The sequence below is a fragment of the Allochromatium humboldtianum genome, from assembly GCF_013385175.1.
Classification (GTDB): Bacteria; Pseudomonadota; Gammaproteobacteria; order Chromatiales; family Chromatiaceae; genus Thermochromatium; species Thermochromatium humboldtianum.
On the sequence record NZ_JABZEO010000008.1, the window covers coordinates 130,944 to 149,761 of the forward strand.

20 protein-coding genes and 1 other RNA gene are annotated in these 18,818 nt (G+C 65.6%); 17 read left to right on the forward strand and 4 right to left on the reverse strand.

The genetic code is table 11. The features are described 5' to 3' along the window. Window positions 1-18 precede the first annotated feature (18 nt). The 11 genes from HW932_RS13185 (at window position 19) to minE (ending at window position 9,526) form a co-directional block, all read left to right on the forward strand. On the forward strand, window positions 19-2,346 hold the full coding sequence (locus HW932_RS13185; protein ID WP_176976956.1) for a type IV pilus secretin PilQ: 2,328 nt from the start codon (window positions 19-21) through the stop codon (window positions 2,344-2,346). A 78-nt stretch (window positions 2,347-2,424) separates the two neighbouring features. After that, on the forward strand, window positions 2,425-2,949 hold the full coding sequence (aroK, locus tag HW932_RS13190) for a shikimate kinase AroK (RefSeq protein WP_176976957.1): 525 nt from the start codon (window positions 2,425-2,427) through the stop codon (window positions 2,947-2,949). A 3-nt stretch (window positions 2,950-2,952) separates the two neighbouring features. Next, window positions 2,953-4,020, forward strand: a complete 1,068-nt coding sequence (aroB, locus tag HW932_RS13195; RefSeq protein WP_176976958.1) for a 3-dehydroquinate synthase — start codon at window positions 2,953-2,955, stop codon at window positions 4,018-4,020. A gap of 161 nt (window positions 4,021-4,181) precedes the next feature. Beyond that, an RNA gene (gene ffs, locus HW932_RS13200) (signal recognition particle sRNA small type) lies at window positions 4,182-4,278 on the forward strand. A 70-nt stretch (window positions 4,279-4,348) separates the two neighbouring features. Then, a complete protein-coding gene (gene dnaX / locus HW932_RS13205) occupies window positions 4,349-6,004 on the forward strand; it encodes a DNA polymerase III subunit gamma/tau (RefSeq protein ID WP_176976959.1) in 1,656 nt (551 codons plus the stop codon). Between the two features lie 138 nt (window positions 6,005-6,142). Next, a complete protein-coding gene (locus tag HW932_RS13210) occupies window positions 6,143-6,466 on the forward strand; it encodes a YbaB/EbfC family nucleoid-associated protein (RefSeq protein ID WP_176976960.1) in 324 nt (107 codons plus the stop codon). A 5-nt stretch (window positions 6,467-6,471) separates the two neighbouring features. Beyond that, window positions 6,472-7,068, forward strand: a complete 597-nt coding sequence (recR, locus tag HW932_RS13215; RefSeq protein ID WP_176976961.1) for a recombination mediator RecR — start codon at window positions 6,472-6,474, stop codon at window positions 7,066-7,068. A 24-nt stretch (window positions 7,069-7,092) separates the two neighbouring features. Further along, on the forward strand, window positions 7,093-7,437 hold the full coding sequence (locus HW932_RS13220) for a histidine triad nucleotide-binding protein (RefSeq protein ID WP_176976962.1): 345 nt from the start codon (window positions 7,093-7,095) through the stop codon (window positions 7,435-7,437). A 126-nt stretch (window positions 7,438-7,563) separates the two neighbouring features. Beyond that, window positions 7,564-8,379 (forward strand): septum site-determining protein MinC, encoded by an 816-nt coding sequence (gene minC / locus HW932_RS13225; RefSeq protein WP_176976963.1) that lies wholly within the window; start codon window positions 7,564-7,566, stop codon window positions 8,377-8,379. A gap of 52 nt (window positions 8,380-8,431) precedes the next feature. Further along, entirely contained in the window at window positions 8,432-9,241 is an 810-nt protein-coding gene (gene minD / locus HW932_RS13230; protein ID WP_176976964.1) for a septum site-determining protein MinD, read from the forward strand. Window positions 9,242-9,244: 3 nt separating this feature from the next. Continuing rightward, window positions 9,245-9,526, forward strand: coding sequence for a cell division topological specificity factor MinE (gene minE, locus HW932_RS13235; RefSeq protein WP_176976965.1), 282 nt, complete (start codon window positions 9,245-9,247; stop codon window positions 9,524-9,526). An 18-nt stretch (window positions 9,527-9,544) separates the two neighbouring features. On the opposite strand, the gene dapE is transcribed toward minE, so the two are convergent. From dapE to dapC, 3 genes are read right to left on the reverse strand one after another with little or no spacing between them, the layout of a single operon-like run. Next, window positions 9,545-10,684: a succinyl-diaminopimelate desuccinylase gene (dapE, locus tag HW932_RS13240; RefSeq protein WP_176976966.1), complete on the reverse strand. Its 1,140-nt coding sequence runs from the start codon at window positions 10,682-10,684 to the stop codon at window positions 9,545-9,547. 19 nt (window positions 10,685-10,703) lie between these two features. Then, window positions 10,704-11,525, reverse strand: coding sequence for a 2,3,4,5-tetrahydropyridine-2,6-dicarboxylate N-succinyltransferase (dapD, locus tag HW932_RS13245; protein ID WP_176976967.1), 822 nt, complete (start codon window positions 11,523-11,525; stop codon window positions 10,704-10,706). Window positions 11,526-11,567: 42 nt separating this feature from the next. Next, the gene (dapC, locus tag HW932_RS13250) at window positions 11,568-12,776 is read right to left on the reverse strand and encodes a succinyldiaminopimelate transaminase (protein WP_176976968.1); all 1,209 of its coding nucleotides are present in this window, start codon (window positions 12,774-12,776) and stop codon (window positions 11,568-11,570) included. Between the two features lie 215 nt (window positions 12,777-12,991). On the opposite strand from dapC, the gene hemH reads away from it, so the two are divergent. Beyond that, on the forward strand, window positions 12,992-14,092 hold the full coding sequence (gene hemH / locus HW932_RS13255) for a ferrochelatase (protein ID WP_176976969.1): 1,101 nt from the start codon (window positions 12,992-12,994) through the stop codon (window positions 14,090-14,092). Window positions 14,093-14,204: 112 nt separating this feature from the next. Further along, window positions 14,205-14,651, forward strand: coding sequence for a hypothetical protein (locus HW932_RS13260; RefSeq protein ID WP_176976970.1), 447 nt, complete (start codon window positions 14,205-14,207; stop codon window positions 14,649-14,651). Window positions 14,652-14,702: 51 nt separating this feature from the next. Here the strand turns inward: HW932_RS13260 and HW932_RS13265 are convergent, their stop codons facing one another. Then, window positions 14,703-15,620 carry a LysR family transcriptional regulator gene (locus HW932_RS13265; RefSeq protein ID WP_176976971.1) on the reverse strand — a complete coding sequence of 306 codons (918 nt, stop codon included), beginning with the start codon at window positions 15,618-15,620 and terminating at the stop codon, window positions 14,703-14,705. 113 nt (window positions 15,621-15,733) lie between these two features. On the opposite strand from HW932_RS13265, the gene HW932_RS13270 reads away from it, so the two are divergent. The 4 genes from HW932_RS13270 to HW932_RS13285 all read left to right on the forward strand — a co-directional run bounded on the left by HW932_RS13270 (window position 15,734) and on the right by HW932_RS13285 (window position 18,806). Further along, a complete protein-coding gene (locus HW932_RS13270) occupies window positions 15,734-16,354 on the forward strand; it encodes an FMN-dependent NADH-azoreductase (protein ID WP_176976972.1) in 621 nt (206 codons plus the stop codon). Next, window positions 16,351-17,202 (forward strand): pirin family protein, encoded by an 852-nt coding sequence (locus HW932_RS13275; RefSeq protein ID WP_176976973.1) that lies wholly within the window; start codon window positions 16,351-16,353, stop codon window positions 17,200-17,202. The genes HW932_RS13270 and HW932_RS13275 overlap by 4 nt, the downstream gene beginning before the upstream one ends. A gap of 149 nt (window positions 17,203-17,351) precedes the next feature. After that, entirely contained in the window at window positions 17,352-18,161 is an 810-nt protein-coding gene (locus tag HW932_RS13280) for a DUF2092 domain-containing protein (RefSeq protein ID WP_176976974.1), read from the forward strand. Between the two features lie 15 nt (window positions 18,162-18,176). Beyond that, entirely contained in the window at window positions 18,177-18,806 is a 630-nt protein-coding gene (locus HW932_RS13285; RefSeq protein WP_176976975.1) for a hypothetical protein, read from the forward strand. Window positions 18,807-18,818: the final 12 nt, after the last annotated feature.

The following is an 18,818-nucleotide window of genomic DNA, read 5'->3' on the forward strand; positions in this document are numbered from 1 at the left end:
ATCCTGGAGGGGGACCACATGAACAGTCCATGTCAGAGAGATCGTGCGGTCGGAGTCGATCGTTCAAGGGGGGGGCGCGTGCGTTCCTGGATGGCCTCCATCCTGCTCGTGACCCTGGCCATGCCGACTCTGGCGGCTGATCTGCAGGACGTGCAATTCGCCGCGCTTCCCGGCAATCAGGTCCAGATTCAGTTGAACCTGAGTGGTCCTGTCGCTCAACCCCAGACCTTCGCGACCGAGTCGCCCGCCCGCATCGCCATGGATCTGCCGGGCGTGAACAGTCGACTCGCGAGCAAGTCGGTTCCGATCGGACTCGGTCCCGTGCATAGCCTGATCGCGGTCGAGGCCAGCGGACGCACTCGCGTGGTGCTCAATCTCACCGATCCTGTGCCCTATGACGTCAGTACCTCGGGCAACCAGATCACGATCAAGGTCGCGACTCAGGGGCGCACCGCGTCGACGCCGGTCCCGGCTCCCGCCGCCACGCAAGCGGTGCCGACCGCCGCGCGGGCCGAGGCGCGCGCCTGGAGTCAGCCGCCCCGATCGCGTCAGGCCGCCGGTGCGGGACCGGCGGTGCGCGACATCGATTTCCGGCGCGGCTCGACCGGCGAGGGTCGGGTCGTCATTCGGCTGCCGAGTGCCGATACTCGGGTCGCTGTGCGCGAACAGGCCAGCCGCGTCTATGTCGATCTCTATCAGACCTCGCTGCCCCAGCGGCTTTTCCGTCGACTTGATGTGGTCGATTTCGCTACCCCCGTGACGCTGATCGAGTCGCGTCCGAATGGCGCCAACGTCGAGGTCGAGGTCCAGACTCAGGGCGATTTCGACTACATGGCCTATCAGACCGATGAGTTGTTCACGCTCGATTTCAGGGCGCTGACGGCGGCGGAGAAAGAGGAGATCGCACGCCAGAAGGTCGTCTACGATGGCGAGCGTCTGTCGCTGAACTTCCAGGACATCGAGGTCCGGGCGGTGTTGCAGGTGCTGGCCGATTTCACCGATCTCAATCTGGTGGCCAGTGACAGTGTCGGCGGCAACATCACGCTGCGCCTGAAGAACGTCCCCTGGGATCAGGCGCTCGATATCATCCTCAAGACCAAGGGATTGGATATGCGGCAAAATGGTAATGTCATGATGGTCGCGCCTGCAGAAGAAATTGCTGCAAGAGAAAGGCTTGAGATGGAATCGCTGAAGCAAGTCGAAGAACTTGCTCCGCTACGGACCGAGTTTGTAAAAATAAATTATGCCAAAGCGGCTGACATTGCTATTTTTCTTCAGGGAGGAGGAAGTCAAAGCACAGGTGTTTCTCGTGAGCAAGAGCAAAAAGACAACAGATCGGGGAAAACTGAAAGTGTAGCCGCGAAAGAAACATCCATGAATTTTTCTCAGGAGAGAATGCTTTCTCCGCGTGGGAGTGTAACAGCTGATATACGAACGAACACGCTTGTCATAGTCGATACAGCGGCTCAGATTGAAAAGATACTGCAAATTATTCCAAGGCTTGATGTTCCGGTTCGGCAAGTCATGATCGAGTCTCGTGTGGTGATAGCAAACAACAGCTTTGCACGAGACCTTGGGGTGAGATTTGGAGTCTCGGGTTCTATGGGGTCGTTTCAGGGGAACGAGCTTCTTATTGCTGGCGGTCAAGATGGGAATCTCGGCCTTTCCGGATTCGATGCAGGGCCATTTGGTCTTAATGTAGACACAGGAAGTCGTTATAATTCTAATCTGGCCGATAGCGCGGGCAATTCGACTTTGATTACTAATTTGCCGGCGATAGATGCTTCTGGTTCGGTCAACTTTTTGATAGGTAAAGTAGGGTCTTATCTTTTGCAGCTCGAACTGTCAGCGATGCAGCGTGAAGGTCGCGGTGAGATCGTGTCGAGTCCAAGGGTTATCACGTCGGATCAGGCTCCTGCTGTCATCGAGGTCGGAAAGGACATACCAGTGACGACGCCGGGCACATCTAATGAGCCGGCGACTGTAGAATACCAAGCTGCGACTCTAAAATTAGATGTGACGCCACATATCACACCGGACAGCAAAATCATCATGGATTTGTTGATAAACAAAGACGAACCGGATTTCACTTACACGGTTCAGGGGAATCCGTTGATAAACAAACGCCAAGTCAAAACGTCTGTGCTGGTCGACAATGGCGAAACCGTCGTTCTTGGTGGTGTATTCGAGCGTGAAAAAACGTTTAGCAAGGAGCAAGTGCCTTGGCTGGGAGATGTCCCGGTTCTCGGCCGCTTGTTCAAACAGGAAGCTCGTCAAGACAACAATTCCGAGTTGTTGATCTTCGTGACGCCCAAGATCCTGAAGACCGACTTGGTCGAGCGATGAGATCCGTGTCCCCATCGAATCGAGTCACCCTTGTCTCCAGCCTTGCCTAAGCGCCCAAAATCTGGCATACCTCTCTCCATGTTACGTGCACAGAACATCTTCATCGTCGGCCCGATGGGCGCCGGCAAGAGTACCGTCGGACGCCAACTGGCCGAAGCGCTGTCCTATACCTTCAAGGACAGCGACCACGAGATCCAGCGCCGAACGGGTGTCGACATCCCCACCATCTTCGAGTTCGAAGGCGAATCCGGCTTTCGCGCCCGCGAGCGTCAGGTCATCGAGGAACTGGTCGCCGAGGAGCGGATCGTCCTCGCGACCGGCGGCGGCGCCGTGCTGAACCCCGAAAACCGCCAGGATCTCTCCGCGCGCGGCGTCGTCATCTACCTCCATTGCAGCCCCGAGCAGCAATACGCCCGCACCGCCCGCGACCGCAACCGCCCCCTGCTCGAAACCGAAGACCCGCTCGAGCGCCTGCGCGAGATCATGGCCGAACGCGAACCGCTCTACCGCCAGGTCGCCGATCTCGTGGTCTCGACCGAGAAGCGCGGCACCAGCTCGGTGGTCAAGGAGATCTGCCGCCGTCTCGAATCCGAGGACGTCTGACCTATGCGAACCCTGACCGTCGAACTCGGGACACGCAGCTACCCCATCCACATCGGCTCCAGCCTCCTGAACGATCCCGATCTCTACCGCCCCCATGTGCGCGGTTCGCAGGTCATGATCGTCACCAACGAGACGGTCGCCCCGCTCTACCTGGAACCCGTCCGCCAAGCCCTCGACGGGCTGCATGTGCGCGAGGTCATCCTGCCCGATGGTGAGGTCTACAAGACGCTCGAAGTCTGGAACCGGATCTTCGATGCCCTGCTCGCCGAACGCTTCGCGCGCGACTGTACCCTGATCGCACTCGGCGGCGGCGTGATCGGCGACATGACCGGCTTTGCCGCTGCTTGCTACCAGCGCGGCGTCGACTTCATCCAGGTTCCGACCACGCTCCTGGCCCAGGTCGATTCCTCGGTCGGCGGCAAGACCGGCCTCAATCACCCCGCCGGCAAGAACATGATCGGCGCCTTCCATCAGCCGCGCGCCGTCATCGCCGACACAGATACGCTTGGTACCCTGCCCCAGCGCGAACTCTCGGCCGGACTGGCCGAGGTGCTCAAATACGGCTTCATCCGCGACGCCGAGTTTCTCGACTGGCTCGAATGCCACATGACCGGGCTGATGTCGCGCGATCCCGACACCCTGGCCCATGCCATCCAGCGCTCGTGCGAGGTCAAGGCGCAGATCGTCGCCGAGGACGAGTTCGAGTCCGGCAGCCGCGCCCTGCTCAATCTCGGTCACACCTTCGGCCACGCCATCGAGACCGGCGTCGGCTATGGCGAATGGCTGCACGGCGAAGCGGTCGGCGCGGGCATCTGTCTGGCCGCCGCGCTCTCGGCACGGCTCGGCTGGCTGACCGAGGCCGAGGTCGAGCGCACCCACCGTTTGATCGCCGGCGCCGGCCTGCCGACCGGGCGTCCGGCGGACCTGGCGCCCGAGCGAATGCTGGAGCTCATGGCCGTCGACAAGAAGGTGCTCGCCGGGCAGTTGCGTCTGGTGCTGCTCAAGCAGCTCGGCGAGGCCGTCGTCACCAGCGATTTCGATCGCGACGCCTTGGCGCACGTCCTGGCTTGAGCGGTCGCCGCCCACGTCGGCGGCGATCTGCGTCGATCCCCTGAACCTCGATGCTCCCAGGCCGAACCCGCCCCGGATCGTTTGTGTTCCAGGGACGTCTCTGCTAATCTCCGCGCTCGCTTTGGCGGCGCCCGTCGCCGAGCGACCGTCATGGTGGCCCTCGCCGGTCCCCTCGCAACGTGAAGCCGTGAACCCGGTCAGGCCCGGAAGGGAGCAGCCGCAGCGGCGGAATCGTGTGCCGGGGTGCGGCTGGCGCGGGTCGCCACCCATCCTCGGTTCCCCCGCGATTCCTCCACGCCGCCCAGGCCCGGACTGATATAATCGCGCGATGTCCTATCAAGTGCTTGCCCGCAAATGGCGTCCCCGGTCGTTCGACGATATGGTCGGGCAGCAGCATGTCGTGCGCGCGCTCTCCAATGCGCTCGACCGCGATCAGCTCCATCACGCCTATCTGTTCACCGGCACCCGCGGCGTCGGTAAGACCACGCTCGCGCGCATCCTGTCCAAGGCGCTCAACTGCGAACAGGGCGTCGGCTCGCATCCCTGCGGCGTCTGCTCGGCCTGTCGCGAGATCGACAGCGGGCGCTTCGTCGACCTGCTCGAAGTCGACGCCGCCTCGCGCACCAAGGTCGACCAGACCCGCGAACTGCTCGAAAACGTCCCCTACGCCCCGGCGCGGGCGCGCTTCAAGGTGTACCTCATCGACGAGGTTCACATGTTCTCGGGCCACAGCTTCAATGCGCTGCTCAAGACGCTCGAAGAGCCGCCGCCCCATGTGAAGTTCCTGCTCGCGACCACCGACCCGCAGAAGATCCCGGTCACGGTGCTCTCGCGCTGTCTCCAGCTCAATCTGCGTCGGTTGCTGCCGGGCGAGATCGTCGAGCGGCTGCGCTATGTGCTGGAGCAGGAAGGGCTGGCGTTCGAGTCCGCCGCCCTGCCCCTGCTCGCGCGCGCGGCCGACGGCAGTCTGCGCGATGCGCTCAGTCTGCTCGATCAGGCGATCGCCTTCGGCGGCGGACGGGTCGTCGAGGCCGAGACGCGCGCCATGCTCGGCACCGTGAGCGGCGATCTGGCGCTCGACATCCTCGATGCCCTGGCCGCCGGCGACGGCGCCGCCGTGCTGGGCGCCGTCGAGCGCGTGGCGGCGATGACGCCCGATTTTGCCGAACTGCTGCGCGAGCTGATCGGACTCCTGCACCGACTGGCGCTGATCCAGCAGGCGCCCAAGACTCTGGCCGAGGACGACCCGGACCGTCCGCGTCTGCTGGCGCTCGCCGAGCGGCTGACACCGGAAGACGTGCAGCTCTTCTATCAGGTGGCCCTGACCGGCCAGACCGACCTGCCGCTGGCGCCCGATCCGCGCGGCGGGCTGGAGATGGTGCTGTTGCGCGCACTCGCCTTCCGTCCGGTCCCAGGTGCGAGGTCTGTCGAAACATCCCGGCTCGGAGCGGATGCAACTCCAGCCGCCCGGCCGGCAGCGAACGTCCAGGCCGCACCAGCGCGACCCGTTCCGCTTCAGTCGTCCGATGCACCGCCACGGGCCGACTCCCGCGCTGGAGCCACGGAGCCGACGCCCATCCAGTCCGGCACGAAGACACTCGAAAACGCCGCCGACTGGCAGCGACTCGCAGCGCAGCTGTCGATCGGCGGCATCGCCAACCAGCTCGCTCATAACTGTGCCTTTTGCGGATACAGTGACGGGCGGCTCAGTCTCCAGCTCGACCCAACGGCCGCCGGCCTGCGGACTCCAAGCACACTGGAGCGTCTGAAGAGCGGGCTCGAGCAGGCGCTCGGTCGCTCGATCGAGCTGGAGATCAAGGTCGCGCGCCCCGAGCAGGAGACCCTGGCGCAGCGGCGCACGCGCGAGGCCGGAGAGCGCCAACAGACGGCCGTCGATCAGATGCACGCCGATCCGGTCGCCAGCTCGATGCGCGAGACCTTCGACGCGGATTGGGCGCCGGGGAGCATCCGTCCGGCCGACTGAGACCGGCGGCTTGGACATCACAGCGCGATCACCTATCGCCGCGATGCGCATTTCAGGCATGATTGGCCCCGACGGGCTCGATCGAATACGAGCGCCCGGAGCCGCCGGGCGCGCTGTCACAACCCTTGAGGTGAACACATGAAGGCACTGGGTGGCCTGCTCAAGCAGGCGCAGAAGATGCAGGAAGACATGCAGCAGGCGCAGGCGCGTCTGGCGCAGGAAGAGACGACCGGCGAGGCCGGCGGCGGTCTGGTCAAGGTGACGCTGAACGGCCAGCATCAGGCCAAGCGCGTCGAGATCGACCCCTCGCTCATGGGCGACGATAAGGAGATGCTCGAAGACCTGATCACGGCGGCCATCAATGCCGCCAGCCAGCGCATCGCCGAGAAGGCCAAGGAGACCATGTCCGAGCTGACCGCCGGGATGCCGCTGCCTCCGGGCATGAAGCTGCCCTGGTCCTGAGCCGGGTGGGCGAGCGTTCACTGCTGAACCAGTTGATCGAGGCCCTGCGCTGTCTGCCGGGCGTCGGTCCCAAGTCGGCGCGGCGCATCGCCTTCCATCTGCTGGAGCGCGACCGTGAAGGCGGTGCGCGTCTGGCGCGGGTGATGGCCGAGGCCATGGTTGCGATCCGGCGTTGCTCGCGTTGCCGTACCCTGACCGAGCACGATGTCTGCGCGCTCTGCGCCAACCCCAATCGCGACGGTTCGCTGCTGTGCATCGTCGAGCAGCCGTCGGAAGTGGTGGCCATCGAGCAGGCAACCGATTATCGTGGACGCTATTTCGTGCTCGGCGGGCGACTCTCGCCGCTCGACGGCATCGGTCCGGACGAACTCGGACTCGATGTGCTCGAAGCGCGTCTGCGCGACGAGGCCATCGCCGAGGTCATCCTCGCCATCAGCCCCACGGTCGAGGGCGGTGCCACGGCGCATTTCATCGCCGATCGTGCCGCCCGTCATGGCGTGCGCGTGACCCGCATCGCCCACGGCGTGCCACTGGGCGGCGAGCTGGAGTACGTCGACGGCGGAACCCTGGCGCTGGCCTTCTCCGGACGGCGGGCGCTGTGATCGATTGTTCGAGGGAGCAAACCCATGTCCGACACCATTTTCGGTAAGATCGCCTCCGGCGAGATCCCCGCCGATCTCGTCTACAAGGACGAGGATGTCGTGGCCTTCCGCGACATCAGCCCGCAGGCGCCGACGCACCTGCTGGTGATTCCGCGCAAGCCGATCCCGACGCTCGACGCCGCCGGCCCGGAGGATGCCGAACTGCTTGGCAAGCTGCTGCTGGTCGCGGCCCAGGTCGCGCGCGAGGCCGGCATCGCCGAGCGCGGGTATCGAACGGTCATCAACTGCAACGCGGAGGCCGGGCAGACCGTCTTCCATCTGCATCTGCACGTCCTCGGCGGGCGTCCGATGCAATGGCCGCCGGGTTGATCCGTCTTTCGTTCCAGGCACGATTTGCTTACTCTTAGTGGCTCCAGCCCAGCCCCCGCGCTGACGACTGGATGCGTGTCGAACCCAGCCGGAGACCCATAGCGCTCGTCGCTCGACCCCAACGACATGGCCGCGAAATCGACTTCTTCAACGAACGCCTCTGATGGCGCCGGCACCTTCGAGCTCAAGGCGGCCAGCTTCACCCTGCCCATCATCCGCCTGCTCGACAGCGACATCGAGACCGTGGCGTCGCGGCTGGGCGCCAAGGTGGAGAAGGCGCCGGACTTCTTTCGCAACACCCCGGTGGTGATCGACCTGAGCGATCTGCCCAGGGACCGGGCGCCGATCGCGCTCCCCCAACTCGTCGGTCTGCTGCGCGGCTATGGCATGATCCCCTTCGGTGTGCGTGGCGCGAACGCCGAGCAGACGGCGGCGGCCGAGGCGCTGGAACTGGCGATCCTGCGCGAGTCCTATGTGCGACGCACCAAATCGGTCGGCGAGCTGGCAGCGGAGACAGAACTCGAACCTGATCCAGTCACGGCGCCCAAGACAGCCCAAGCGCCTGAGAAGGCCCAGCCGTCCGCTGAGACGACTCAGCCGCGCGCCGCCGGACAATCCGGCTTCATGCTGATCACCAAGCCGGTGCGCTCCGGCCAGCGTATCTATGCCGCCGGCGGGGATCTGTCGATCATCGCCCCGGTCAGCTCGGGCGCCGAGCTGATGGCCGACGGCAATATCCACGTCTATGGCCCGCTGCGCGGACGCGCGCTCGCCGGCATGAGCGGTAACATGGAGGCACGCATCTTCTGCCACGATCTCCAGGCCGAACTGATTTCGATCGCCGGACACTATCGTGTCAGCGAAGGTATCCCAAATGAACTGCGCGGTGTCCCGGTCCAGATCTTCCTGGACCAGAAGATCCTGCGTATCGAGAAACTTTGAACATCCGCCGCGCCCGTCGAACGGAGCGGAACCCCCGAAGGAGGGTGTGACCTTGGCAAGAATCATCGTGATCACCTCAGGCAAGGGCGGGGTCGGCAAGACGACCACGGCCGCCGCGCTGTCCATGGGGTTGGCTCAGCGCGGCAAGCGCACCGTCGTCATCGACTTCGATGTCGGTCTGCGCAATCTGGACCTGATCATGGGGTGCGAGCGGCGCGTCGTCTATGACTTCATCAACGTCATCAACGGCGAGGCCAACCTCAATCAGGCTCTGATCCGCGACAAGCGCTGCGACAGCCTCTATGTGCTGCCGGCCTCACAGACGCGCGACAAGGATGCCCTGACCCGAGAGGGTGTGGAGCGCGTCCTGAACGATCTGGGGGACAACTACGACTTCATCGTCTGCGATTCGCCCGCCGGCATCGAGCATGGCGCCTACATGGCCATGTACTTCGCCGATGACGCCATCGTCGTCACCAACCCCGAGGTGTCCTCGGTGCGCGACTCCGACCGGATGCTCGGCATTCTCTCCAGCCGCTCCAAGCGTGCCGAGGAGAGCATGGAGCCGATCCGCGAGTATCTGCTCCTGACCCGCTACGATCCGATGCGCGTGGCCAACGGCGAGATGCTGAGCGTCGACGACGTCCAGGAGATCCTATCGCTCAAGCTGCTGGGCGTGGTCCCCGAGTCCAAGGCCGTCCTCAATGCCTCCAATGCCGGTATCCCGGTCATCCTCGACCGCGAGAGCGACGCCGGCCAGGCCTATGGCGACATGGTGTCGCGTTATCTGGGTGACGATGTTCCGCACCGTTTCCTGCATCCGGAGAAAAAAGGCCTGCTGAGCCGCATCTTCAAGGGGTGAACCATGGGTCTGCTCGACTATTTCGTATCCTCGCGCCCCAAGACGACGGCGGGCAATGCCAGTGTGGCCAAGGAGCGCCTGCAGATCCTCGTCGCCCATGATCGCGTCGCGCGGGACAAGCCTTCCTATCTGCCGCAGCTCCAGCAGGAGATCCTGGCGGTGATCCGCAAGTATGTCGAGGTCGACATGGACGCCGTCTCGGTGACTTACGAGCAGGAAGAGTCGCACGAGGTGCTGGAACTCAACATCATCCTGCCCGAGTCGGCGGCGGCGCGCGGAGTCTGAGACGGGTTCGGCGGCGGATCAGTCCGCCGCCGGCAACAGCAACTGCTCGATCACTCGTCCGTAGATCCGGTGCAGCTGATCGAGATCCGCGACCGCGACACATTCGTCGACCTGATGGATGGTCGCGTTGAGCGGCCCGAGTTCGAGCACCTGGGCGCCGGTCGGGGCGATGAAGCGTCCGTCCGAGGTGCCGCCGCTGGTCGAGAGTTCGGTCTCGATGCCGCAGACCTCGCGGATGGCCGAACGCGCGGCGTCGACCAGCTCGCCGGGCGTCGTCAGGAAGGGATGGCCCGACAGACGCCAGGAGAGTTCGTAGTCGAAATCGCCCTGGTCCAGGATGGCGCGCACGCGGCGCTTGATGGTTTCGGGGTCGAGTTCAGTCGAAAAACGCAGGTTGAACTGCGCCTCCAGCTGGCCGGGGATGACGTTCTCGGCACCCGTGCCCATGTTGAGATTGGCGATCTGGAAGCTGGTCGGCGGGAAATAGGCGTTGCCCTGATCCCAGACCACGGCGCAGAGTGCCGCCAGTGCATCCGCCGCCGCATGGAAGGGATTCTTGGCCAGATGCGGATAGGCCACATGGCCCTGTTTGCCGTGGATGGTCAGGAAGCCCGAGAGACTGCCGCGCCGCCCATTCTTGATCGAATCCCCCAGTTGCTCGCGACTCGACGGCTCGCCGACCAGGGCATAGTCGATGTGCTCGCCGCGCTGCTGGAGCCGCTCGATGACCTTGGCCGTGCCATTGACCGCCGGTCCCTCCTCATCACTGGTGAGCAGGAAGGCGAGCGAACCCGGATGGCCCGGGTGCGCGGCGACGAAGGACTCGACCGCCGTCACCATGGCCGCGACCGAACCCTTCATGTCCGCCGCGCCCCGACCATGGAGCATCCCGTCGCGAATGACCGGGTCGAAGGGGTCCGAGTCCCAGAGATCCAGCGGTCCAGCCGGCACCACATCGGTATGTCCGGCCAGACAGAGCAGCGGGCCTTCACTTCCGCGCCGCGCCCAGAGATTCGTGACCTCGCCGAAGGGCATCGGCTCGACGGTGAAGCCGATTGCCGCCAGACGCTCGGCGATGAGTTCCTGACAGCCCTGGTCCTCGGGCGTCACCGAGGGACGGCGGACGAGTTCACAGGCCAGTTCGAGCGTGGGCGACATCGCGGCAATCTCCGATCGATCAGATATCACGCAGCAGTTCGTTGATGCCGACCTTGCCGCGCGTGCGCTCGTCGACCTGTTTGATGATGACGGCGCAATAGAGGCTGTGGCTGCCGTCCTTCGCCGGCAGGTTGCCCGAGACGACGACAGCGCCGGGCGGGACGCGACCATAGGTGATCTCGCCGGTCTCGCGGTTGTAGATCTTGGTGCTCTGGCCGATGTAGACGCCCATCGAGATCACCGCGCCCTCGCCGACGATCACGCCCTCGACGATCTCGGAGCGCGCGCCGATGAAGCAGTTGTCCTCGATGATGGTCGGTGCGGCCTGCACCGGCTCCAGCACGCCGCCGATGCCGACACCGCCGGAGAGATGGACGTTCTTGCCGATCTGGGCGCAGGAGCCGACCGTGGCCCAGGTGTCGACCATGGTGCCCGAGTCGACATAGGCGCCGATGTTGACATAGGACGGCATGAGCACGCAGCCGGAAGCGATGTAGGAACCGCGCCGTGCCGTGGCCGGCGGCACCACGCGCACCCCGCCCTCGCGGAACTCGCGCGAGTTGGCGTCGGCGTACTTGGAGGGCACCTTGTCGTAGTAGTTGGTGAAACCGCCCTTCATGAAGGCGTTGTCCTCGATGCGGAAGGACAGGAGCACCGCCTTCTTCACCCACTCGTTGACCACCCAGTCGCCGTCGCGCTTCTCGGCCACGCGCAGCGTGCCCTGATCCAGACGCTCGATGACGTCCTGTACCGCGTCGCGGACATGGGTCTCGACGTTGCGCGGGGTGATCTCGGCGCGGCGCTCGAAGGCTTCGAGGATGATGTTCTGCTGGTCGCTCATGATGGGCTGATACCTGTTGGGTCTGTGGGAGTGCGGTTGGATTCAGAGACGTTCGACGAAAGCACGGATGCGCCGGGCGGCGTCGACGCACTCGTCGAGCGGGGCGACCAGGGCGATGCGCACCCGGCCGGCGCCTGGATCGTAGCCGTCGATCGCGCGCGAGAGGAAGCGTCCCGGCAGCACGGTGACGTTCTCCTGCGCATAGAGATCACGCGCAAAGTCGGTGTCCGGGATGGGCGTCTCCAGCCAGAGGAAGAATCCGCCGGCGGGCGTCGTAACCGGCATCACCGGGCCGAGGATCTCGGTCACAGCGGCGAACTTCTCGCGATAGAGACGCCGATTCTCGCGGACATGGGCCTCGTCGCGCCAGGCGGCAAGGCTCGCGTACTGGGTCGGCAGCGGCATGGCGCAGCCGTGATAGGTGCGATAGGCGAGGAAGTCGCGGATGAGTCGGGCGTCACCGGCGACGAAGCCCGAGCGCAGTCCGGGCGCATTGGAGCGCTTCGACAGGCTATGGAACACCAGACAGCGCTCGAAGCCGTCGTTGCCCAGCGCCGCAGCGGCCTGGAGCAGACCGGGCGGCGGGGCGGCCTCGTCCTGGTAGATGTCGCCATAGCACTCGTCGGAGGCGATGACGAAATCGTGCCGTTCGGCCAGTTCGATCAGTCGGGTCAGGGTCGGCCGGTCGAGCACCGCTCCGGTCGGATTGCCGGGCGAGCAGAGATAGAGCAGCTGGCAGCGATCCCAGGTCGCGGCATCCACGGCGTCGAAATCCGGGATGAAGCCGTTCTCGGGCCGGCAGGCCAGATACTGCGGCTCGGCGCCGGCCAGCAGCGCCGCACCCTCATAGATCTGATAGCAGGGATTGGGCATCAGCACCAGCGGCGCGGGGTGCGTGCGATCGACGACCGCCTGGGCGATGGCAAACAGCGCCTCGCGGGTGCCGTTGACCGGCAGGACGTGGCGCTCGGGATCGACTGCCAGCGGCGCGCCGCCCTCGGGCCGGAAGCGCGCCCCCAGCCAGTCGGCGATGGCCCCGCGCAGCTCGGGCAGACCACGCGTGGTCGGATAGACCGACAGCCGGTGCAGATGCGCGATCAGCGCCTCGGCGATCAGACTCGGCGTCGGATGCTTTGGCTCGCCGATCTGTAGACCGATCGGGTCGCGTTCGCGCGGCGGATCGATGCCCTGCTTGAGCGCGGCGAGCTTCTCGAAGGGATAGGACTGGAGTCGGCCGAGATCCGGATTCATCGATAGCCATCAAAACCTGAGTGGAGGCGCCGGCCGCTGGATCGGGCCTGAACGCTGAACGAAGCGCGCTAGTATAGGCCAACCGGCCCCCTCGGCTCCATGGCACGACCAGAGGGGCGCATCCGCGGCGGATCTCCGGTACCATTCCGGCTCATACCCACCGACGGCCCGAGCGCCGCGTCCTGCCACCCTTGCCAGTAGTGATGCCTCGTCCGATGACCTTCATGAACACGCCCGACTATCGTCACGACACCCCGGAACGGCTCGGGGTGCTGCTCGTCAATCTCGGCACGCCGGACAGCCCGAGCGTGCCGGACGTGCGCCGTTATCTGGCCGAGTTCCTCTCCGACCGGCGTGTGGTGGAGATGGCGCGTCTGCCCTGGATGCTGCTGCTGCATGGGATCATCCTGCGCACCCGCCCGGCGCGCTCGGCGCATGCCTATCAGTCGATCTGGACGCCGGAAGGCTCACCGCTGCTGGAGATCTCGCGCCGTCAGGCCGCCGCGCTCCAGAGCCGGCTCGACGCGCGTCTGGGCGGGCCGGTCACGGTTGCGCTCGGGATGCGCTATGGTCAGCCGTCGATCGCCTCGGGGCTGGCTGAGCTGCGTGCGGCCAATGCGCGGCGGGTGCTGATCCTGCCGCTCTATCCGCAGTATTCGGCCACCACCGTCGGCACCGTCTTCGACGCCGTGGCGCGCGAGCTGATGCGCTGGCGCTGGCTGCCCGAGCTGCGCTTCGTCAACCAGTACCACGATGAGCCGGGCTATATCGCCGCGCTGGCCGCGAGCATCCGCGCCCACTGGACCGAGCACGGTCAGGCCGAGCGGCTGCTGCTGTCCTTCCACGGCATCCCCAAGGACTATTTCGACCAGGGCGATCCCTATTTCTGTCACTGCCACAAGACCGCGCGCCTGCTCGCCAAGGCGCTGGAACTGCCGGCCGAGCGCTGGGGGCTGTCGTTCCAGTCGCGCCTGGGCAAACAGGAATGGCTCAAGCCCTACACGGATGCGACGCTCGAAGACTGGGGGCGGTCCGGGGTGAAATCGGTCCAGGTGCTCTCGCCCGGATTCTCGGCCGACTGTCTGGAGACGCTCGAAGAGATCGCGGTCGAGAATCGGGAGCTGTTCCTCGAAGCGGGCGGACAGTCCTACGAGTACATTCCCTGTCTCAACGACAACGCCGATCACATGGAACTGATCGCCGATCTGGTGGTGAGACATTGCAGCGGCTGGCCCGAGATCGAGCGTCCCGCCGCCGACGTCGCTGAGTTGGCTGGACGTGTCGAGCGCGCACGGGCACTGGACGCCGCCGAGTGAGTGCGATTGGCGGCCAGGGGGCCGCCCGCGCCAAGCGTTCCGGCCGGCTGATGATCGTCGAACCCAACCCGCGTAGACTGGCCGCTCATCATCCATGAGCTTGGAGTCTTCCATGCGCCCGCTATCAGTTCCGTTTCGCCTCCTGTCGCTGCTGTCCGTATCGCTCGCGGCGCTGTCGGCAGGTTGTTCCAACCCCGGCGAGGACGTTCGGGTCACGCTCTGCCGCGACATGGTGCGGGTGACGCTCGGCAGCGAGCCGAACTGGAGCGGCCAGAACATCGAGCCGCGCCGCCAGTCGGAGGCCGTGGTCCGTCTGAGCTGGACGGGCGCTGACGGCAAGACTGGACAGGCGAGCTGCCACTACCCGCACAATGCCGTCGAGAGTGATATGTTCACCGCCGCCGATCCGCTGGCGGCCTATTCGACCTCGCCAACGCGCTTCGTGCTCGATGGACGCTCCATCGGCAATCCCGAGCTGGCGCGCGTGATCGGACAGGCCATGCGCAAACAGGGTCGCGAGTTCGTCGATCGCGCCCGCTCGACCCTGGAAGGCCGATAGCCTCCCTCACGATCGCCCGCGACCCGATGGGATTCCGGACCAGGGGCTGACTCAGACACCTCGATCCATGCCCTGAAACGCCTGCGCGCGCTCACGCAGACAGACCCCGAGCGCCTGCGTGGCCGGACCGGCGCCCGTCGGATCGGCAAAGACCAGATAGAGCGTCTCGGGCCGGTGGCCGCCGGATTCCAGCGGCAGCGGACGCAGTTCGCCGCGCGCCAGTTCAGCGCGAATCGATGATTCCGGAATCCAAGCAAAGGCCAGACCGCGTTCGATGAGGGCGATGGCCGTGCGCAGATGCGACACCGTCCAACGTTCCTCGGCCTCCAGCCAACCGCTGTCGACCGGACGCCAATGCCCGGTGTCGCGGATCACGACCTGGCGGTGTGCGCGCAGATCGTCGAGCGTGAGCACGCGCCCCAGACGATGCAAGGGATGGTCGTGTCGGGCGACGGCCACGAAATCGACCCGCAGCAGCGGATCGCCGATGAACCCCGGCGGAATCAGCCCCGTGATGGCCAGATCCACCTGATGCCGCACCAGCGCCTCGCTGGTTCCCGACAGCACGGTCTCGACGAGCTGAACCTGCGTCTGCGGAGCCTGCTCGGTGAACCGCGCCAGTGCCTCCAACAGCGGTTCGAGCGGCATCACGATCTCCACCGCCAGCCGGACCGTCGTCTCCCAGCCCTGCCCCAGCGTCGCCGCCAGATGCTCCAGCCGTCTGAACTCGTGCAGCAGCACGCGCGCGCGTTGCAGCAGGAGCCGGCCCGACTCGGTCAGGACCGTGCGGCGTCCTTGCGGCTCCAGTACCGTCACAGGAAGCTGTTCCTGGAGTCGCTTGAGCCCGTAGCTGACCGAAGACTGCGTGCGGTTCAGCGACTCGGCGGCCGCCTCGAAACTCCCCCGCTCGTCGAGTGCGTCCAGGAGCGCCCATTGCTCCAGCGTGGTGCGCGGTGATGTGTTGGACATGGTTCGATCGAATAAGGCGATGAATAAGGGTTGAAATCAGCATCAATTCATCGTCGATTCTGACCTAATCTGATCGCCACTCCAAGGCATCCACATCACGCGAGGACATCTCCATGACCCACATCCTGCACATCGACAGCAGCCTCTTTTCCGGCGAGGGCGTCTCTTCGACCCTGGCCGCACGTCTCATCGCCCGCTGGCGCGCCGAGCAACCGGCACTCCAGGTCACGCATCGCGACCTGGGCCGCGAGCCGATCCCGCATCTCGACGCGGCGCGTCTGACGGCGATCCAGACCCCGGCTGAGCAGCGCACAGCCGAGCAACAGGCCATCGCCGAGTTCGCCGAGACGCTGATCCGCGAACTCCAGGCGGCCGAGTGTCTGGTGCTCGGCGTGCCCATGTACAACTTCGGCATCCCGAGTCCGCTCAAGGCGTGGTTCGATCATGTCGCACGCGCGGGCGTCACCTTCCGCTACACCGAGCAAGGCCCGCAGGGGCTGCTGACCGGCAAGCGCGCCGTGATCCTCGCCAGTCGCGGCGGACAACATCGTGGTCAGCCGACCGACACCCAGAGCAGCTATCTGCGCACCATGCTCGGGTTCCTCGGGATCACGGACGTCGAATTCGTCTATGCCGAGGCGCTCAATCTGGGCCAGGAGCCGCGCCGCGCGAGTCTGGCGGCCGCCGAGGCCGACCTCGAGCGTCTGCCACTGGCCTGGGGAGGTGTCTCATGAACCCGATGTCGATCGAACGAATCCTGACGGCACAGCCGGCCGCCGATGGCGGCGGCGTCCGACTCCATCGCCTCGTCGGGCCGGACGGGATGCGCGGTTTCGATCCCTTCCTGCTGTTCGACGAGTTCGGCTCGGACGAACCGGACGACTACATCGCTGGCTTCCCGCCTCACCCGCATCGCGGATTCGAGACCGTCACCTATATGCTCGAAGGGGAGATGGTGCATGAGGATCATCTGGGCCATACGGTGACTCTGACCGCCGGCGGGGTGCAATGGATGACGGCCGGACGGGGCGTGATCCATTCCGAAATGCCGCGCCAGACCTCAGGCCGGATGCGCGGCTTTCAGCTCTGGATCAACCTGCCGGCGCGCGACAAGCTGACCGATCCGGCCTACCGTCACATTCCGGCTGAGGCGATCCCGGTGGTCGCGCGCGCCGATGGCGTCGCGGTACGGGTGATCGCCGGGTGTTTCAGTCAGGGTGAGTCCGTGGTCCAGGGCGCCGTGCGCGGGATCGTCACCGAGCCGACCTATCTGGATGCGCGCCTGCCGGCCCGCACCCGGCTGGAGGCGCCCATTCCAGCCGGCCAGCGCGCGCTGGTCTATGGGGTCTCGGGACGGATTCAGATCGCCGGACATTGGATCGAGCCACGCCAAATGGCGGTGCTGGCCGCCGGCGAGGTGATCGAACTTCAGACCGACGATAGCGCGGCTCAGGTCTTGATCCTGGCCGGACGTCCGCTGAACGAACCCATCGTCCAATACGGCCCCTTCGTGATGAACACACGCGCCGAGATCCGGCAGGCCATCGCCGACTATGAGCAGGGGCGGCTGGTCACGCCCTGAACGCCGTCGAAGAGGACAGGTCTAGGGCGGCGCCGGAACATCCACTCGCTGTCCGGCCGACTCAGACACGTATCGCCATGCCTGGCTGATCCATGCTTCAATGCGTCTTCCAGACGGTCTGGTTTGACATCATCAGGGGGACTATCGACATGAAGCCTGCATTCTGGATGCCTGCCATGCTGGCGGGCGGGTTGGCCTTGACGGGGTGCGTCACCTTGCCCACGGACTCGTCGGACACGGCGAGCACCCAGGTCGAGGCGCCATCCACGGTCGCGCCCGATCCCACGGCGATCCTCAAGGAGATGGCGGCCTATCTGCGCTCGCTCGAGCGTTTCAGCGTGCGGGTCGATAAGCTCACCGAATACATCCTGCCGAGCGATCAGTCGCTGCACAACGATCAGACCATCGAGATCGCCATGAGTCGGCCCAACCGCTTGCGGGCCGATTTCAAGTCGCTCGGCGGCGGGCGCCGACTCTTCTACGACGGTGAGAACTTCGCGCTCTTCACGCCCAGCGAAGGCGTCTATGCCACGGCTTCGGCGCCTTCGACCATCGACGAGACGCTGGAGATCCTCTACAACGAGTATCAGATCGAGCTGCCTGTGGCCGATCTGCTGGCCGCCGATCCGGCCAGCCGGCTGGTGCAGGATCTGAAGTCGCGCACCTATGTCGGGCGCATCCTGGTCGATGGCGCGCCCTGCCATCACCTCGCCTTCCGCACGCCCGACCTGGACTGGGAGATCTGGATCGAGGCCGGTCCCAAGCCGCTGCCGCGTCGTTTGCTGCTGACCGACCGCAGTGTCGAGGGCGCGCCGACCCTGATGGCCAATCTGACCGACTGGGACGTCTCGCCGTCGTTCGCGCGTGGCTTCTTCACGTTCACGCCGCCGAAGGACGCGCGTCGCATCCCCTTCATGAAGGAGATGACCGCGACCCTGACCCCTACCCCCAACCGCTGACCGGAGGATTCCGACATGCGTCAATCGATCTGGAGCTTTTGGAAACGGGCGGGACTCGCCGCCCTGGTCCTGGGACCGACACTCGCCCTGATCGCGGTCGATGTCGAGGCGCGACGTGTTGGTGGAGGCGGGCCGGGCGTCCGGGCGCCGCGCGGCAACATCGGGGGTGGTCATGCCATGCGCCCGCCGGGCGGCGGTGGCGGAGCGCGACCGGCCAGACCTTCGGGTGGGCCGCCGAGCGATGCACGTCCGCCACGGCCGGGCGGTGGAGGCGGCCCCGTGGCTCGACCGCCGGCGGGTGGTGCTGGAAAACCGCCGGCCGGACCTCCGCCGATCGGCGGTCCCGGAGGTGCACGTCCGCCGGCGGGCCGTCCGCCACTGGCCGGACCTCCACCCGGCGGGCAGCGGCCACCGCCGCCTCCGCGCCCGCGTCCGCCCGTCGATCCCTACTGGGGGGCGCCGCTCGGGGCCGCCGCGGCCATCGGGACGGCGATCGCCATCGGCTCCATCGTCTACAGTCTGCCGCCGAACTGTCGCACGGTCACTGTCTATGGCGAGAGCTACCGGCAGTGCGGCAGTGACTACTATCTGCCGCGTTACGAGGGGTCCACGGTCGTCTACGAGCGCGTGCCGTCGCCGTATTGAGCGGGAGGCGCC

Bases quoted from the DNA above. Each gene is read 5' to 3' on its own strand.
- HW932_RS13210 (WP_176976960.1), top strand. From the start codon at position 6,143: ATGAAGGCACTGGGTGGCCTGCTCAAGCAGGCGCAGAAGATGCAGGAA.
- HW932_RS13220 (WP_176976962.1), top strand. From the start codon at position 7,093: ATGTCCGACACCATTTTCGGTAAGATCGCCTCCGGCGAGATCCCCGCC.
- HW932_RS13185 (WP_176976956.1), top strand. From the start codon at position 19: ATGAACAGTCCATGTCAGAGAGATCGTGCGGTCGGAGTCGATCGTTCA.
- dapC (WP_176976968.1), bottom strand. From the start codon at position 12,776: ATGAATCCGGATCTCGGCCGACTCCAGTCCTATCCCTTCGAGAAGCTC.
- HW932_RS13260 (WP_176976970.1), top strand. From the start codon at position 14,205: ATGCGCCCGCTATCAGTTCCGTTTCGCCTCCTGTCGCTGCTGTCCGTA.
- dapE (WP_176976966.1), bottom strand. From the start codon at position 10,684: ATGTCGCCCACGCTCGAACTGGCCTGTGAACTCGTCCGCCGTCCCTCG.
- minE (WP_176976965.1), top strand. From the start codon at position 9,245: ATGGGTCTGCTCGACTATTTCGTATCCTCGCGCCCCAAGACGACGGCG.
- dnaX (WP_176976959.1), top strand. From the start codon at position 4,349: ATGTCCTATCAAGTGCTTGCCCGCAAATGGCGTCCCCGGTCGTTCGAC.
- aroB (WP_176976958.1), top strand. From the start codon at position 2,953: ATGCGAACCCTGACCGTCGAACTCGGGACACGCAGCTACCCCATCCAC.
- HW932_RS13275 (WP_176976973.1), top strand. From the start codon at position 16,351: ATGAACCCGATGTCGATCGAACGAATCCTGACGGCACAGCCGGCCGCC.
- HW932_RS13285 (WP_176976975.1), top strand. From the start codon at position 18,177: ATGCGTCAATCGATCTGGAGCTTTTGGAAACGGGCGGGACTCGCCGCC.
- aroK (WP_176976957.1), top strand. From the start codon at position 2,425: ATGTTACGTGCACAGAACATCTTCATCGTCGGCCCGATGGGCGCCGGC.
- HW932_RS13265 (WP_176976971.1), bottom strand. From the start codon at position 15,620: ATGTCCAACACATCACCGCGCACCACGCTGGAGCAATGGGCGCTCCTG.
- HW932_RS13280 (WP_176976974.1), top strand. From the start codon at position 17,352: ATGAAGCCTGCATTCTGGATGCCTGCCATGCTGGCGGGCGGGTTGGCC.
- HW932_RS13270 (WP_176976972.1), top strand. From the start codon at position 15,734: ATGACCCACATCCTGCACATCGACAGCAGCCTCTTTTCCGGCGAGGGC.
- minC (WP_176976963.1), top strand. From the start codon at position 7,564: ATGGCCGCGAAATCGACTTCTTCAACGAACGCCTCTGATGGCGCCGGC.
- dapD (WP_176976967.1), bottom strand. From the start codon at position 11,525: ATGAGCGACCAGCAGAACATCATCCTCGAAGCCTTCGAGCGCCGCGCC.
- hemH (WP_176976969.1), top strand. From the start codon at position 12,992: ATGACCTTCATGAACACGCCCGACTATCGTCACGACACCCCGGAACGG.